Source organism: Nonomuraea sp. NPDC050786 (assembly GCF_040654115.1).
Taxonomy (GTDB): domain Bacteria; phylum Actinomycetota; class Actinomycetes; order Streptosporangiales; family Streptosporangiaceae; genus Nonomuraea.
Window position 1 is genome coordinate 76,412 of sequence record NZ_JBFAHJ010000001.1, and the last position, 14,388, is coordinate 90,799.

At 68.9% G+C, this 14,388-nt stretch carries 15 protein-coding genes and 1 pseudogene; 5 read left to right on the forward strand and 11 right to left on the reverse strand.

The features are described 5' to 3' along the window. The first annotated feature begins 218 nt into the window (after nt 1-218). From AB0H84_RS00435 to AB0H84_RS00450, 4 genes are all read left to right on the forward strand, one after another. Nucleotides 219-773, forward strand: coding sequence for an RNA polymerase sigma factor (locus AB0H84_RS00435; RefSeq protein ID WP_357595868.1), 555 nt, complete (start codon nt 219-221; stop codon nt 771-773). Further along, nucleotides 773-1,606: a hypothetical protein gene (locus AB0H84_RS00440; protein WP_357595872.1), complete on the forward strand. Its 834-nt coding sequence runs from the start codon at nt 773-775 to the stop codon at nt 1,604-1,606. The genes AB0H84_RS00435 and AB0H84_RS00440 overlap by 1 nt, the downstream gene beginning before the upstream one ends. A gap of 122 nt (nt 1,607-1,728) precedes the next feature. Beyond that, a complete protein-coding gene (locus AB0H84_RS00445; protein WP_357595875.1) occupies nt 1,729-3,231 on the forward strand; it encodes a hypothetical protein in 1,503 nt (500 codons plus the stop codon). Between the two features lie 601 nt (nt 3,232-3,832). Next, nucleotides 3,833-4,009, forward strand: a complete 177-nt coding sequence (locus AB0H84_RS00450; RefSeq protein ID WP_357595878.1) for a hypothetical protein — start codon at nt 3,833-3,835, stop codon at nt 4,007-4,009. A gap of 189 nt (nt 4,010-4,198) precedes the next feature. Here AB0H84_RS00450 and AB0H84_RS00455 read toward each other — a convergent pair whose 3' ends face one another. The 7 genes from AB0H84_RS00455 to AB0H84_RS00485 form a co-directional block, all read right to left on the reverse strand. Next, nucleotides 4,199-4,501, reverse strand: coding sequence for a hypothetical protein (locus tag AB0H84_RS00455; RefSeq protein ID WP_357595881.1), 303 nt, complete (start codon nt 4,499-4,501; stop codon nt 4,199-4,201). A 2-nt stretch (nt 4,502-4,503) separates the two neighbouring features. After that, on the reverse strand, nt 4,504-4,812 hold the full coding sequence (locus AB0H84_RS00460) for a hypothetical protein (RefSeq protein WP_357595883.1): 309 nt from the start codon (nt 4,810-4,812) through the stop codon (nt 4,504-4,506). A gap of 185 nt (nt 4,813-4,997) precedes the next feature. Further along, nucleotides 4,998-7,457: an ABC transporter permease gene (locus AB0H84_RS00465; protein WP_357595885.1), complete on the reverse strand. Its 2,460-nt coding sequence runs from the start codon at nt 7,455-7,457 to the stop codon at nt 4,998-5,000. Then, a complete protein-coding gene (locus AB0H84_RS00470) occupies nt 7,457-8,161 on the reverse strand; it encodes an ABC transporter ATP-binding protein (protein ID WP_357595888.1) in 705 nt (234 codons plus the stop codon). The genes AB0H84_RS00465 and AB0H84_RS00470 overlap by 1 nt, the downstream gene beginning before the upstream one ends. 49 nt (nt 8,162-8,210) lie before the next feature. After that, nucleotides 8,211-8,474: a hypothetical protein gene (locus tag AB0H84_RS00475; protein ID WP_357595891.1), complete on the reverse strand. Its 264-nt coding sequence runs from the start codon at nt 8,472-8,474 to the stop codon at nt 8,211-8,213. A 518-nt stretch (nt 8,475-8,992) separates the two neighbouring features. After that, nucleotides 8,993-10,195, reverse strand: coding sequence for an MFS transporter (locus AB0H84_RS00480; protein ID WP_357595894.1), 1,203 nt, complete (start codon nt 10,193-10,195; stop codon nt 8,993-8,995). 291 nt (nt 10,196-10,486) lie between these two features. After that, nucleotides 10,487-11,074 (reverse strand): hypothetical protein, encoded by a 588-nt coding sequence (locus AB0H84_RS00485; protein WP_357595897.1) that lies wholly within the window; start codon nt 11,072-11,074, stop codon nt 10,487-10,489. A 168-nt stretch (nt 11,075-11,242) separates the two neighbouring features. Here AB0H84_RS00485 and AB0H84_RS00490 point away from each other — a divergent pair, with 168 nt between their 5' ends. After that, nucleotides 11,243-11,704: an NUDIX domain-containing protein gene (locus AB0H84_RS00490; RefSeq protein WP_357595900.1), complete on the forward strand. Its 462-nt coding sequence runs from the start codon at nt 11,243-11,245 to the stop codon at nt 11,702-11,704. Between the two features lie 495 nt (nt 11,705-12,199). Here the strand turns inward: AB0H84_RS00490 and AB0H84_RS00495 are convergent, their stop codons facing one another. The 4 genes and pseudogenes from AB0H84_RS00495 to AB0H84_RS00510 all read right to left on the reverse strand — a co-directional run bounded on the left by AB0H84_RS00495 (nt 12,200) and on the right by AB0H84_RS00510 (nt 14,112). Next, nucleotides 12,200-12,433 carry a hypothetical protein gene (locus AB0H84_RS00495; protein WP_357595903.1) on the reverse strand — a complete coding sequence of 78 codons (234 nt, stop codon included), beginning with the start codon at nt 12,431-12,433 and terminating at the stop codon, nt 12,200-12,202. 139 nt (nt 12,434-12,572) lie between these two features. Then, a pseudogene (locus AB0H84_RS00500) lies at nt 12,573-12,773 on the reverse strand (helix-turn-helix transcriptional regulator); the annotation flags it as partial. Continuing rightward, nucleotides 12,773-13,264, reverse strand: a complete 492-nt coding sequence (locus AB0H84_RS00505; RefSeq protein ID WP_357595906.1) for a DUF2975 domain-containing protein — start codon at nt 13,262-13,264, stop codon at nt 12,773-12,775. The pseudogene AB0H84_RS00500 and the gene AB0H84_RS00505, both read right to left, overlap by 1 nt. 239 nt (nt 13,265-13,503) lie before the next feature. Continuing rightward, nucleotides 13,504-14,112 carry a TetR/AcrR family transcriptional regulator gene (locus tag AB0H84_RS00510; protein ID WP_357595909.1) on the reverse strand — a complete coding sequence of 203 codons (609 nt, stop codon included), beginning with the start codon at nt 14,110-14,112 and terminating at the stop codon, nt 13,504-13,506. Nucleotides 14,113-14,388: the final 276 nt, after the last annotated feature.

Consider the following 14,388-nt stretch of genomic DNA (forward strand, 5'->3'; position numbering starts at 1 on the left):
GACTTACCGCTCGAACCTATGCCGTCTCATGGGGCTGTTGGGACGACGCGCGCAAGGGGCAGACACCCTGTCGCGAGCTGTTGCCAGACTGCACTGAAGATCGCACTGACCGGTGACCGACATGCGGACATCCAAATTTCCCCGGAAATCGGGGTGAAACTATCTGGTGGGTCCGGACAGGTACGGGGTGTAGGACCGATCGGATGAGAGAAGGCAGCGTGACCCACCATGACCGCAAGCAGCGCTTCGAGGTGATTTACGTTGCCAACTATGCCGACATCCTTGCCTATGTCCGACGACGTACCGACAACCACGAGGACGCCGCCGATGCCCTCGCTGAGACGTTCGCCACGGCCTGGCGCCGGCTGGACGACATCCCCGAAGGGCGGGACGCGCGCCTGTGGCTGTTCGGCGTGGCCCGCCGGGTGCTGGCCAACGGCCGCCGCGCCGAGTCGCGCCGCAGCGAGCTGGTGGAGCGGCTGGGCCGGCAGCTCGCCGAGTGGGCGGAGCACGCCGAGGCCGGCCAGGGCCTGGCTGGCGTGCAGGAGGCGTTCGCGCGGCTGAGCGCTGACGACCGGGAGATCCTCGCGCTGGCCGGCTGGGAGGGGCTGAACTCCGACGAGATCGCCACCGTCCTGGGCTGCTCGCGCGCCAACGCCCGGCTGCGGCTGCACCGGGCCCGCAAACGGCTGGCCAGGCACCTGGACACGGCCGGCGTCGACATGGCCCGCATCGGCTTGCGCGCCGTCGCGATGACGAAGGGGGTTGTGTGATGCACGAGATCGACCGCCTGGTGGCCGGGATCGCGCCCGATGCCGGTCCCGGCACGACGCCGATCGCCAGGGAGCTGCTGGATGAGATCACCTCCGTCCCCGTCCCCCAGCCTCGCCCCCGCCGCAGCTGGCTCGCCGTTCCCCGGCCGCGCAGCTGGGCGGCCATGCCGGTGCTGGCCACGCTGGCGGCCCTGCTGTCCTTCGGCGTCGCGCAGGCGCCCGCCTCCGCCGCGCTCGACATCGAACTGGTCGGCGACCACTACGTGATCACGGTGAAGGACCTGCTGGCCGAGCCCGAGGTGTACCAGCGGGAGCTGCGGGCCAGGGGCCTGGACATCACGCTCGACGTGGTGCCGACCTCCGCGAGCCTGACAGGCCAGATCATCGTGATCAACGACATGGACCGGTTGCTGTCCGGCAAATTGGTGCCCGCCGCCGGCCCGATCACCACGATCGACGCCCCAGGAGCCTGTGAGCGCTTCGCCGGCTGCCCCATCGGCGTGAAAGTGCCGGTCGACTTCGGCAAGAAGGCCGAGATCACTCTCGGCAGGCGGGCCCTGCCCGGCGAGAGGTACAAGATGCCGCCCGGCATCGCCCTGCCCGGCGAGCCTCTGCACTGCGTGGACTACGTCAACAAGAGCGTCACCGAGATCTCTGCCCTGCTGCGCGAGCGGGGCGTCACCCCGTCGTACATCGCCAACGGCAAGCCCTCGGCCCCCTCGGCCCCGGGCGACTGGTACGTGCACAACGGCGTCATGAGCGCCGACGGCCAGGCCCTGTTGGTGGTCGGCTCCGAGCCCAGCACCCGGCCGGCACCGCCGTCCCGCTGCTGATCCCGTCCCGGCACTGAGAGCCACCCCTCGGGGCGCGCGCGGCTGAGCGCGCGCCCCCATCACCGCCATGCGCCGTCCTCGGCATGCGCGGCCCCCTGTCATGCCCCACGATCGGATTCCGCGTGCCCACCGACATCCGCGTAGCGCTGCCCGCGCAGCGCCCCCTCACCGACCACCGCCTCCTCGCCGGTCACCGCCTGTTCGCCGTGCTGCTGCTCCTGGCCGCCGCGCTAAGAGTGGTGACAATGCTCGGCTATCGCCCGGCCACGCTCTACTGGTACGACTCCTTCACCTACCTCGACACCGCCGTGCACCCGGCCCCGTCGGCGACCTTCCACCCGATCGGCTACCCGCTGCTGCTGCGGGCGCTGCTGCCCTTCCACAGCGTGGAGCTGGTCGCGGCCGTCCAGCACATCATCGGCCTGAGCACCGGCATGCTGCTCTACGCGGTGCTGCGCCGCAGGTCGGCGCCCGGCTGGGTGGCGGCGTCGGCGGCGGCGCCGCTGCTGTTCGACGCCTCCTTCCTGCGCCTGGAGCAGGCCGTCCTGTCCGACACGCAGTTCATCTTCCTGATCGTGGCCGGGCTGGCCGTGCTGATGTGGTCGCCACGGTTGTCCGTGCGCGCTGCCGCCGGAGCGGGCCTGCTGTTCGCCGCAGCCGCGCTGACCAGGACGATCGCGCTGCCACTGCTCCTGCTCGTCGTACTCGTGCTGGCCGTGCGGCGAGTGGGCCGGCGGCCACTGGCCGCGCTGGTCCTGGCCGGCGCGCTGCCCCTGGCCGGCTACGCCGCCTGGTACGCCCAGCACCACGGCCGTTTCGCCATCAGCGGCGCCGACGGCGTCGCCCTGTGGGCCCGCACCATGACGTTCGCCGACTGCGCCCGCATCCAACCGCCGCCCGATCTGGCACCCCTGTGCCCCAACGGGACGAAAGTGGACGCGGCCTCGGAGTACGTCTGGGCACCCGGAGCCTCGCTCAACCGGCTGCCCGGCGACCGCTTCACGTACAACGACCAGGCCCGCTCGTTCGCGATCAAGGCGATCCTCGCCCAGCCGCTGGACTACCTGGGCCACGTCGTACGCGACACCTCCATCGCCTTCTCCTGGACGCCGATCCCGCACCCTGACCGCACCACCCCGGCGTTCGGCTTCAGAAGCGGGCACTGGGAGCTGCCCGACCAGCCGCTGATCGACAAGGTCAAACGGGAGTACGACCCGGACATCCGCGGCCTGTCATCGGTCTCGCCGTACGCGGACTTCCTCATCGCCTACCAGTACGTCGCTTACCTGCGCGGCCCGTTCCTGGGCCTGATCCTCCTGCTGGGCGCGGTCGCCGCGGTCCGGCGCCCCCGCCTGGCGCTGCTGCCATGGGCGGTGGCGATGGGCCTGCTGATCGGCCCGGCCGCGGTCCTGGACTTCGACCACCGGTACGTGCTGCCCGTCATACCCGTCGCCTGCCTGGCCGCCGGCCTCGCTTTCCGAACCGGAGATCGTAAGAAGTTCAGAGGGAGTGGCCGCCCTGCAGACAGCACCACGACGGAACTCCGCAAGACGACCGCCCAACCCACCCACTCGAAGCCGAGTCAGGTCACCGCAGAGAGGGCGGAATTGGCCAATTGCCGCTGATCGGCTCCCCTCAGACTGCTCCCCACCACCTGCGGAAACGGCATGTCGATCACGCCCTCCAAGAGTGGTCGCAGACGCCCAGCGCCTTTATGGCCGAGGCGGTTCAAGAAGACCAGCGCGAGGCATTCTGGACCGCCCTCGGCGGCTCGGCCACGATGAGGGCATGACGAAGAGCGGATCAGCGCAGCCGCCGGCGGCGGGCGGAGGAGGAGGCTTGCGCCTGAACTGGCCGGCAGTGAGCGCTCTGGCGGGTGCGGTTGCCGCCGTGGTCGCGCTGGTCGCCTACCTGGTGCCGCCGGCCCCGCCTCCGCTGCCCCAGTCCGACTCGGTAGCCCCCACCCCGACCGCGCAGTCATCGTCACCAGATCCCGTCACCACCCGGCCCGCACCGCCCACCCCCAGTCCATCACCTGAATCCAGCACGCCCCAGCCACCCATGCCAGACTCCACGCGAGCGGCTCCGGCTTCCTCCACACCGCTGTCAGCCGTCCGTCCCGGCGGCTGTGATGAGGCGGCGGTCGCCCTGACCGCATACGGTCGGAACGCCGGGACCGTCCGCAGCAGTCAGGCGGCCGCGGCTCAGCAGACGTACCGCGACCTGATGGGCGCGGTCCTCGACGCGCAAGGAGTGGTGGGGGCGAAGATCAGCCGGCTGGCCGCCGAATTCCAGGAACTCAACTTCCGCTTGACCGGCATGACCGGCGGCGATCCCAACCAGGTGATCGCGGATATCAAGACAGACGTCGCGGAGCTCAACAGGCTGTGCGGATCCAGCTGACCTGACTACACGCCACAACCGGACTGGCGGCGACGGCTGCGGAGCAGCGGGGCCACCGGGGCCAGCGAGATCGACGTTCGCCGATCGGGGCCGCATCGACCACCCGGCCGTTCTTGGTCACGATCGCGAACGTCGCCTGAGGTAAGGACACCCAGGTCCAGCGCCCGTCCATGCCGGCCGCCCCTTACCTCAACCCACGTCGCCGTTTTCCTCCTGTTCGATTTCGGTGATACTGAGAACGTCAAAATGGTTGGGATATTCGGCAACGTTGACGGGCCACATACGGACGAGCACGCACAGACCGTCTCGCGGTTGAACGACCGTGATGTTTTTATCGACCTTGTCGATGGTGTAGTGGTACGTGCAGGCACCTAATCCGTCGCCGACCTGCTCGAGTACCTGGGCGACAAGTTCGCGGTCCTCAGGCTTGGCGCGTGACATCCACGCGAAGACGATATGTGCACCGTGGGGCGTGAGCGACAACCTCGCCATTGCTACTCCCGCAGCGTCTTGACCACGTCGTCGACGTCCACCCCCTCTCCGCGCCCGATCGGAGTTGTCGGCGCATCCCGAAGGGCTTGTTGAATCTCGGGCGTGGAGCGGAGGCGGACTGTCACCTCAACACTCTCAGCCAGTTTTTTCAGGTGGTCAATGTCACCCGTCCGAGAGTATTTCGCGATGTCCTCGTAGATATTGAGAAACAGCGATCGCTGCTCGCCTGCGGTCAACATGTCGAACATTTGTCCAGCACGCTGGACAGCATCTGCAACGAGAGCATCATTCGCTTTTTGCCGGCTCTCCATTACTTTGATCTCCTTCCGCTGCCTTGAGCCGCCGCTACACCGTAGGACGCATGAAGGCGTGGGCGAGAGTACGTTGCCAGGAGCGGGGACCAATCGGATACCCGAAAACAGTCCCGGGAAGGGCCGCTGCGCCGCGCATGGCCGGCGGTCTTCAGCAGCCGCCGGCCAAGCGATGGACGAGGGGTTCAGTCGAGGGAGAGCCCTGCGGCCGGAGTCACCCGGGCGGCCCGGCGTGCCGGGAGCACAGCGGCGAGGAGTCCGGCCAGGGCGGCAGTGAGGACGACGACGCCGAGTGATGGCCAGGGGATGAGCATGATGGCCCGGGTGAGGGCCCGCTTGACAACCGTCTCGAAGGCGACCCACGCGAAACCGACGCCGATCGTGGTGCCGAGCAGGGTGGCCACCCCCGACATCAGCACCGCCTCGGCCGCCAGCATCCGCCGCAACTGCCCGCGGGTGAGCCCGAGCGCGCGGAGCAGCGCGTGTTCGCGGGCGCGTTCGAGGACTGAGAGCCCCAGGGTGTTCGCGATCCCGATCAGAGCGATCGCCACGGAGATGCCGAGCAGGCCGAGCACCGACCAGGTGAGGATGTCCAGCTCCCGATTCGCCACCGCCTGGGCCTGCAGCTGGTCCTCGATCTTCGCGCCGGCCGCATCCGCCAGCCCGTCCAGCTCGTCGACGAGCACGAGCGGGTCGGCGGATGCGGCGGCGCGGACCCAGATGACGTGCGGTTCGGGGGCGTCGGTGAGCTGTGCCAGGGTCTCGGGCGCGACCAGGCCGGCCTCGCCCCAGCCGGAGAGGGCGACGACCCGCAGCTGGGCTTGGCGATCGCCGACACGAACCGTGACCTGGTCACCGGGCCGGATGCTCGGATCCACGAAGGCGTCCAGGTCGAGCCTGATCGTCCCGGGCTGCTCCACCCGGGCGAACGCCCCGCCGTCGCGGGCCACCCGCGCCGCGTCCGGCGCGGTGAGGACGGGTAGCGGTTTGTCGAACCCGGTGACCTGGGCCACGGCGCCATCGACGGCGATGGCCCGCTCCACACCGGGAGTGCGACGTACCCGGTCGAGGAGGTCGATGGCGATCGGCTCGTCGAGCGAGGTGAGCGCGGCGTCGATGGGGTGATGCCTGGCGTTCACCTCGTCCAGCCCCGCACGCCACGTGGCCATCCCGGTGAGCACGGCGGTCGTCAGGGTGACCCCGACCAGCAGGGCGGCGGTGGTGGCCGCGGTCCGGCGCGGGTTGCGCACGGCGTTCTCGGTGGCCAGCCGCCCGGCCGGGCCGAGCAGCGCCCCGGTGACCCGGACCAGGCGGGGCACGAGCACCGGCCCGACCAGCAGGATGCCGGTGAACACCGATGCTCCGCCGGCCACCATGAAGAGCGTGCTGTCCCGGATCATCGCCATCCCGAGCAGGGCCGGCCCGGTGACCAACAGCAACGCGGCGAACGCCAGCCGCGCCCGGCCGGTGGCGGTGTGCATGACCGCGGCCTCCGGGCGCAGCGCCGCCAGCGGGCTCACCGCGACCGCATGCCGGGTCGGCAGCCAGGACGCGATCATGGTGACGAGCAGGCCGACGCCGAACCCGCCCAGCAGCCAGGGCACAGGCGGTGCGGGGGCGGCCAGCGGGGTGGTGGGCGCGAGGGTGTTGATCACGGGGAGCAGGCCGTAGCCGAGTCCGACGCCGATCAGTGTCCCGGTCAGCGACGCGAGCACGCCGACGGCGGCGGCCTCCCGGCGTACCGAACCCAGCACCTGCCGCCGGGTCGCGCCGACGCAGCGCAACAGCGCGAAGTCGCGCAGGCGTTGCGCGAACAGGATGGAGAACGTGTTCGCGACGACCAGGACCGAGACCACGAGCGCGACGCCGGCGAACAGCAGCAGCATCAACGCGATCATGTCCGTGTCGTTGTTGAGCCCGGCGAGGCCGTCCCTGACGTACTCGTCCGCCGACCACACCTTCATGCCTTCCGGGAGCGGGCCCACTTCGCCGCGCACCGCCACACTGCCCACGTGGAAGGTGGGTTGGTCGCGCCACTGCCGGTACTGCGGCCACGTGACGTACATCGAGGCCTGGGTCCAGGTGGTGGGGGACTCCACGATGCCGACCACTTCCAGGTCGGTCGCGGTGGCGCCCTTGCCGACCCTGATCCGGTCGCCGACCGCGACCTCTTGGGCCTGCGCGTCCCACACGTGCATCACCGCCTCGCCCGTGCGTGCCGGGAAGCGGCCCGAGACGAGCTTCTGCCAGCGCAGGTCCTCCGCGGCGGCGATCGGCCCCACGGTCGTCTGGCCCCGGAACTCGCCCGAGCCGAGCGGGGCGCCGCCTTCACGGTGCGCCGGCAGGGCGACCCGGCCCAGCCCGGATGCGTTGTCGCCGAGGCGGTCGATGAGCTCGATCGCGGCCGACGTGTCCAGGGTTCCGGGGCAACACGATGGGCCCCGCTCGCGTCCGTCCTTGGCGGCGTCGACAACGTAGTCGGCGCCACGGTACGGCGACCCGGTGGTCTCCATGAATCCGGCGCGCGCCCCGGACGTGACCACGCCGATCACGACGACGAAGGCGACCGAGGCGGTCACCGCGATCACCGCTGCGACATACCTGCGGGTGTGGGTCCGCAGCGACGCCAGGAAGACGGTGCCCATCAGACGATCCGCCCGTCCTGCATGGAGACCACGTCGTCGGCGTAGGCCGCCGCGTCCCGCTCGTGGGTGACCATCACGATGGTCTGGCCGAGCTCGCGCGCCGACCGGCGCAGGTGGTCCAGCACCTCCGCCGACGTGGTGCTGTCCAGGTTCCCGGTGGGCTCGTCGGCGAACAGCAGGTCCGGCTGGGTGATCAGGGCCCGGGCGATCGCGACCCGCTGCTGCTGGCCGCCGGACAGCTCCGCGGGCCGGTGACCGAGCCGTTCGGCCACGCCGAGGGTATCGGCGAGCATGTGCGCGCGCTGCCGTGCCGCGTGGTCGATCCGGCGACCGCCCAGCTCGAGCGGGAGCACGATGTTCTGGAGTGCGGTGAGCATCGGCAGCAGGTTGAACGACTGGAACACGAAGCCTACGTGTTCGCGGCGGAAGATCGTGAGCGCGTCGTCGTCGAGTGATCCGAGGTCGGTGCCGGCCACGGTGACGGTGCCGCCGCTGGCCTGGTCAAGTCCGGCCAGGCAGTGCATCAGCGTGGACTTGCCCGATCCGCTCGGCCCCATGATCGCGGTGAACCTCCCGCATGGGAGGTCGAGGTCGATGCCGCGCAGGGCATGCACCTGGGCATCGCCTTTGCCGTAGGTCTTGGTCAGGTTCCGCGCGCTGGCGGCCAGGGATTCCCGACTGGCCTGCTGGGTGGTGGTCGTCATGGCAGAGAGGCTTTCGGTTGACCGGCCTGGGAGATGCCGAACGTGCTGGTCACTTCGTTGTCGTAGATCGGGTAGAGGTCGTGGTGGGCGCCGTGGTCCTGGTGCCAGGGCGCGCTTTCGTGGGGGCGTACGTCCAGCCGCTGCCCTTGACCTGGCTGGAGTCCGCCGGAGGGAGCACGAGCATGCGCGCCGACCCCGGAGAGCCGGGATGGCGAACGAACGCCGCAGGCAGCAGGAGCACGGCGAGTACCAGCGTGACCGCCGCGTACAGCCGGTCCCGGGGCCGGGGTAGGAGGGTGCGTGGTCCGTTCATGACGAACAACGATTGGCGCTGTATGTGCGCGTCTTGTCCGCCGCATGTCACCGTTCGTCGACGGCGGCCACTGCCGGTGCGACCGTGACACGGCGATGACCCGGCCGTGCGGGAGGGCCTTGAGCCGGCCCTGACCCGGCATGGGCACCACGTGCCGCGCGGCGGACTCCGGCGAGCAGGGGCTGGACCGGCCCCAGTCCTGCGCCGGTCGTCGGAGTCTCATCCGCCCTTCACGACGGCGCTCCCAAGGTCTGCCGGACGCTCTGCGAGGTGGACCTCTCCGGTGAGCAGGTAGGCCAAGCGCATCAACGGGCGTTGGTGAGCATCCACGAACGCCCGGAAACTGGCATCGCGATCCAACGTCTCTCCTCATGTCGGTACCCTCCAGACGCCGTGGCCGCGCCAAGAGGTTGGCACTGCTGAGAGGCCGGCGTGCGGAAGTGACAGGTGCTCCCCGCACCCTGCGGCCACTGGCGTACGTGAACGCGGTGGCGGCGAGCATGAGCCCGCTGCGTGCTTCATACGAGCGGCGCTGCCGGGACATCGGGCGTCGCGGCCAGCAGGAGCGCCGACAGAGCCATGAAAGCGGCCGCACCGACGAAGACCGCACCCGGTGATGCGTACGCCAGCGACCACCCGAACACCGTGCCGGCCGCAACCGGCACCACGGTCTCCGCAACGGCGCCGATCCCCGTCAGCGCGCCCTGCACGGTCCCTTGCTCGTCGGCCCGGACGTTGCGAGAGATCCACGATTGCGCGGCCGCTCCGCCGACCGAGCCCAGCACGGCGACCGCCTGCAGGACGTAGAGCATCCACGGCACGGACACGAACGCCGTGCCTGTCAGGGCCGCGACGCCGAGCAGGCTGCCTGCCACCGCGGCACGCTTGTCACCGAGCCGTCGGACGACCGGCTCGACGGCCCGCGCCTGAAAGACCGCGCCGACGAGCGCGACCGCCGCCATCACGATGCCGACGTGCGCGGTGCTCCAGGAGAACCGGTACGTGAGGAAGAACGTCCAGATCGACTGGTGGGTCATGCGGGCGACGTCGGCGCAGAAACGGGCGTACGCGAGCCGCCCGAGCACCGGCCGGCGCAGGACGACGGCGACGGCGGCGACCGGGTTCGCCATCCGCAGGGTCAGCGGAGTCGTCCGGTCGCCGGGACGCGACTCGGGCAGGACGAACCAGCCGTACGCGACGTTGGCGAAGGACAGCGCGGCCGCGGCGAAGAAGGGCAGCCGTACGTCGACGGCGCCGAGCAGGCCGCCGATCGTCGGCCCTGCGACGAAACCGAGCCCGAACGCGGAGCCGATCAACCCGTACGCGCGAGCCCGCGACTCGGGTTTCGTGACGTCCGCGATGTACGCGTTGACCACGGTGTTCGTTCCCGCGCACGCGCCGGCGAGGGCGTGGAACACCAGGAGCGTCCAAGGGCTGGGCGAAACCGCATGAGCCAGCCAGTCAACGCCGAGGCAGGTCAGCGACGCGAGCAGGACAGGCCGTCGGCCGTACCGGTCGGAGAGCCGCCCGAGCAGCGGCGAGACGACGAACTGCAGCAGGCCGTAGATCGAGCCGAGCAGGCCGGACCAGAAGGCGGCGGCGGTGGCGTCCTCGGTGACGGCCGCCATCAGGGCCGGCACGATCGGCACGATCAGGCCGAGCCCGAGCATGTCGAGGAAGACGGTGACGAGGAGGAAGGAGAGGGCGGGCGCCCGGCGCATTGCGGCTCCTGAGTCTTGAGAGGGCAGGGCCCCCCTCGCGACTCACGGTCCGCCGAAAGTACGGAGGGTCAGAATATCTGTGCTGTCAAATCGTTTTTCGCCATCACACAGCGCCACCCAGGGGAATCGAACCGCTGACCTTCTGTTAAAGGTGCCCAAGCGATCTTCATGGGCGCTCGTAGGCGTCCGCCGCAGTTCGTGATCGTCCCGTACGGGTGGCTCCCAAGGTAGCTCCCAAGAGTTACCCCGACCCTGGCGAGCGCTTAGCGCCCGAGACGGACGAATCATCTATCAATCGTCGATCCAGATGTACCACGGTCCGTCGAAGTGGCGATAGTAGCCCGGCGCGTCGATGTCCGGCTCGCCGTTCGGACTCCAGGCGAAGCCGTAGTTTCCGAAGAAGCCCGTGTCCTCGATCATGAAGCCGAAGGCCCGGCGGGAGCCTTCAAGGTACTCGACGGGATACAGACCGATCCAGTTCCGCTTCCCCGGCGGCGTGCCCTCTGACACCGTCTTCGCAAAGTGGTCGAGGCTGCCGCGCGACAAGTCGAAACGCATCCTGACTGGCGCACCGACGTGTACCAGTGAGCCGACCAGCACCACGACCACGGGCGGCACAGCCCAGAACATCCAGTTACGACGCAATGCGGCCCGCCTCCGCCGCCTGACAAGGACGACACCGAGCACGATCAGCCAGCCGACGCCGAACAACAGCCAGCCGACACCGACGAGCATGAGCCACGTGAAATTCCACCCGGGAACACTCGTCGCATACATCGTTCCGAGCCCCAGCAATACGGCGATCGCCCCCCAGTCTCTGCCGCTGACGTTCATGGGAGCGCGCCGGCGAGACGCATCAGGAAGATCGCTGGTGTCCACCGCGCGATCCTAACTTTCGCTGGTGGCGATTCCGCCGAGCGGATGTGTATGTATTGTGCAGAAATGTCAGCGCAGCTTCGTTTAGCTGGAGCCCGGCGCACAGCCTTTGATCGACGGCCCGACGGAACTCATCCGAAATCCGCTGGGCCGAATCATAGGATCCATTCCATGCCGATCCCCCGAGCAGTTGCCGTGGTCATCGACGGCAACCGAGTCCTGGTCATCAAGCGGTTCCTCCGGCGCAGCCCCGGCGCCACCTGCGCCATGTGCGATGCCGCAGGATGGCAGGGGGCGCAGTGTCCCGGGCACCACTACGCGGTTCTTCCCGGAGGCCATGTGGAGGATGGCGAATCGTCAGAGAGTGCGGCAGTTCGTGAACTCCACGAGGAGACGACTCTCACCGGGAAGATCGACCGGTTGCTCTTCGCCGGCTCGCACAATGGCCGGCCCGCCTTCTACTTTCTCATGCGTGACGTCAATGGCGTCCCGTCGCTCTCCGGCGAGGAGGCGGTGGAGCATGGGCCGGATAACAGCTTTGAGCTCAGATGGGCGACGACCGTCGAGTTCGAGCAGCTGAACCTGTATCCCGCCGACGTGCGCGGGCCGCTCGCGGAGCTACTTCGCAGTTGACCTGCATCTCCGAGCTTGCCACGCTCGGAGCCCCCGCTTTCCCAGCGGAAGCAACTATCTTCGAGCCCGTCTGGCAGATCCCCGTCATGGACACCGACCCGTCACTCAAGGCGCTCAGAAGGTCGTGGCGGTCAAGATCTTCAGTCCCACGCAGCCGGTTGCCCCGGCTCAGACAGCTATACGAAGATCGAAAAAGCACCTCCGCCGTCTTCGGCCAGAACTACATGCCCGCAACACAGTGCCACAAAGCGCCGAGGCTGTGCGACATCGACCACGGGCCCCATCGCGGCCCAAGACCACACGAGCCGGGCCTGACGTCAGCTGCGAGGAGCAGCCGGCGTCGGACCCTGAGCGATCCAGGCGCTCGTAGCGATCGAAGAGGATCATGAGGCCCCAGAGCGCGGCGGCGAGTGGTCCCACCCTGCTGAACGCGTGCACCGCGACGATCGGGGGCCGTGCATGCCAGGAGGGCGGAGTCCTTCCGGTTTCTGGACGCTAGTAAAGCTCCCGCTTGAGCGTGTAGACGATCTTCTGATCACCGACCCCGTGTGTGGCCAGTTCCCAGCCATCCGTACCCACCCGGTTCAAAATGTCGATCTCAGATGCGTTCCGGTCAAGATCTTCTCGCCCTTCTGGAGAGAGCCACAGCTTGATGTCATCCGTGATGAAGATCTGGGCATACTCCCAGCGGCTCGCCATCGTCAACCAGGGCGGTTCGGTGCAGGTCAACCGGCATCTACCCAACGGGGTCGGGACGGTGCTGCGGCCGACCGGCGACCACGTCCATGCGGTCCACGTGCCGTGTCAGGCCGGTGGCGCCAGGCGTTTGACGCCCGCCCTGGGGCACGTCATCGCCCGCGGCGCCCTCGGCCTCCCAGCGCAGCAGGTCGCCCGGCTGGCACTCGAGTATCTCGCAGAGCGCGGCGAGCGTCGTGAAGCGCACCGCCTTGGCCCGGCCGTTCTTGAGTACCGCCAGGTTGGCGGGCGTGATCCCTACGCGGTCCGCGAGTTCGCCCACGGACATCTTCCGCTTGGCCAGCATCACGTCGATGTCGACGACGATCGGCATCAGATCACCTCGTCCAGCTCGGCCTGCATCTGCGCCGCTTCGACGTCGCGCGCGACGGCCTGGGCGAGCAGCATCCGCAGCACGAGCACGATGAGCGCGACCCCCAGGATGGCCAGGCCAATTCCGCCCATGATGACGGTGACGCCTGGATCATCCCGCTGGCCCGGCGCATTGAAGGCCGTGACCGCGAACCACAGGAGGGCAGCCGCCACGATCGCGCCGATGATGGCGTCCACGTACCGGAAGGCGGCGTGGGAGAACACGGTTCCGCGTCGCACCATCGTCACCAGCCGCCATACGCTGACCAGCGCGACCTGGCCCGACACCATGCCCAGGATCGTGATCACACGGAACGCGGTCAGCGGGAGCGACCCGTCCTCCGGGTCGCTCCCGCTGACCAACACCCACACCATCGCTGCCTGTACGAACACGGTGCCAGTAAGCAGCACCATGAGTACGGCGCGAAGCCCACGCACTGCCAGCTTTCCCATGGCCCCTCCCTCCATCGACTTACGATGAAAATCTATCGATTTTCGATAGGCTAGGCAAGAGCTGGGCGGAGGATGGCGGCGGTTTCGCACCGTGGCGGGACGCCGTCGCCCCTCCCATGGCACGGAGTTCGCGCGGAGTGTCTTGATCTGCTGGTAGTCGGCCTCCGGAGACGACTCAAGGAGCCGGCAACCGCCGGCAGAGGCTCGACCGCTTCATTCCTGAGCGGAGGCCTGCGACTTCAGGCGCCCGCCGATCCGCTGTAGTCGGTGGCGGCATAAACCTGCAGGAGCCTCTCGACTCCATGCAGGAAGGTCTCGCAGATCAGCACCGGGTCGAACAGGCAGCCGGCGGCCATGGCGCCGTCGCGCATCATCACGAAGTGGCGGGCGGCCGGCTCGGCGCCGGTCTCCAGGATCTTGGCCAGTAGTTCCGTGACGGTTTCCAGGAACCATTGGCGGTGGGCGAGCACGGCCTTGCGCACCGGGGACTCGGGGTCGGGATACTCGGCGGCCGCGTTGAGGAAGGCGCATCCCCGGAAGCCTGGGGACTGGATGCTGCGGGCGATGGACGCGCTCAGGGCGTAGATGGTGTCGGCGGCCGGCAGTCCGGCGGCGACGGCCTCCTCCGCCTGATCCCGCATGGCCCGGTCGACCTCGTTCAGGTAGGCGAGGACGAGGTCTTCCTTGCCGGGGAAGTGCCGGTAGAGGGTGGCCCGCGTCACCTGCGCCTCGGCGACGATGCGATCGATGCCGACGACGTGGATGCCCTCCGCGTAGAAGAGCCGGGTGGCCGTGTCGAGCAGCCGGGACCGCGCTTCGGACGGCCGGCCTTCGGGTGCGCTGCGCATAGGACCACCATAGTAGGTAGAACGTTCGGTCTTGACACTCTGCACTGGAGACTGCAGGCTTTGCGAGATAGAACGTTCTGTCTCTCAGGAGAGTTGTGCCGGTGGCTCATGTGGCTCGTCCTCTTTACGTACGCCTCGCTCCGCCGTCCCTCGAGACGGCCGTGATCGCCACGGTCGGCCTGTCGGCGGCGGGTCCGGCGTTCGCGGGCACGGAGGATCTCGAACGTTCCGTCCTTCGTGAAGTCGGCCGGCCCGGATTCTCGTCGAGTATCTGCC